Genomic DNA, 1338 nt, shown 5'->3' on the forward strand with positions numbered 1-1338 from the left:
CGCCCCCTCCCCGATTAGATGGAGGGCGGACATCAACATCGAGGGGGTCAATTTTGGACGCTGATTGGGGGTCACTTTTCGGTGCTGTTTGACACAAACCCCTTGGCAAGCAGAAAAAGTCCCAGGAGGAACCCGGTAGAGCGCGGAAGTGGTGTGCCCGAGGGAAAAGCCCAAGCCCCAATATCCCCAGGAGAGGGTTTCGACTGTTTTCTCAGTGAAACTACTTAGATTTTAGCTAGTTCTGGAGTGCAGGATGCTACATCTTCTGATTTTCAGCAGATTGGGCAGTAAAGTCGGTCACCTCAGAGCAGAATCAGCGACATAATGGCCGACTGAGTCTTTCCCAGAAAACTCTGTGAAACAGCTCGGAGTTGCTGGAATCAGCTAGATAATGGGGTGTCGAATCGCAGGACTCTGCGAATGTTCAGTCCCGATCAGTGCCAATGCCCCTGAAACAGCCCTGTTTCTGGTCCTAGGAGAGGGTAGGGCAGATAGCCTGACGTATCTACATGTAATAATGCATTTTCAGAAATACGCGTTTTCCCGCGTTTTTGATGGTCCTGAAAACCGTAAGATGGTACTGAAGTTGATGTTTTTACGGGTTTCTCTCAATTCAGTCGAAAAAAAGGAAAAATCGATGCTGCAATTGACTGAAGCTGAAAAGAATGATGTGGTCAAGGCCGTTAAAGAACGGTTTGACCAACTGGTTTCGGCATTGAATAAAATCGATACGGCGAAATGGGAATCGTTTTATAGCGATGATTTCCCTGTAACTGCCGTTGCCGGTGTTGATTTTTACGGAGATAAGAAGACTTGGGTTGAAACTGTCGGTGAATATTTTTCGCAAAGGAAATCGCAAACTGTCGAACCTGTTGCCGTTAAAATTACCCCGTTAGCCCACGACCTAGCTCTCCTTGTCAGTGAAGAAAACACTTCGATGGCTCAGGATGACGGATCAGTGGTGAAATCGAAGCATGTTTTTACGATGGTCTGGAAAAATGGTAAATCTGGATGGAAAGTCTTGCATTCTCATGAATCATGGGTAGATTCTTAATCTGTCTGATCAGATCAATCTGACATCAAACCTCAAGGAGATACCCATGCCCAAAGAATCGAAATTCGACGCGATGAAACTTCGCACCATGATCACTGAGGGGAAAACAGCTCAGCAGATCATTGACGCTTTCGGCATCAAGAAAACCAACCTGAAAGCCCATCTTTTGAAGCTGATGCAGATGGACGAGAAATGAGGTGGTCCGGCTTGGTTGGACAGGTTGGCGGCGGGGTTAAGCTATAGTCCGGTTGGTGCTCATGCCGCCTTGGAGGCCGAGTGGCCCT

The 1338-nt window shown here is 47.6% G+C and carries 1 protein-coding gene and 1 pseudogene; both read left to right on the forward strand.

The features are described from left to right. The first annotated feature begins 637 nt into the window (after positions 1-637). Positions 638-1054, forward strand: coding sequence for a YybH family protein (locus Q368_RS26545; RefSeq protein ID WP_162179677.1), 417 nt, complete (start codon positions 638-640; stop codon positions 1052-1054). Positions 1055-1100: 46 nt separating this feature from the next. Beyond that, positions 1101-1247: pseudogene (locus tag Q368_RS25435) on the forward strand (ArsR family transcriptional regulator); the annotation flags it as partial. Positions 1248-1338 lie beyond the last annotated feature (91 nt).

Source organism: Solidesulfovibrio alcoholivorans DSM 5433, from assembly GCF_000702665.1.
GTDB lineage: Bacteria > Desulfobacterota > Desulfovibrionia > Desulfovibrionales > Desulfovibrionaceae > Solidesulfovibrio > Solidesulfovibrio alcoholivorans.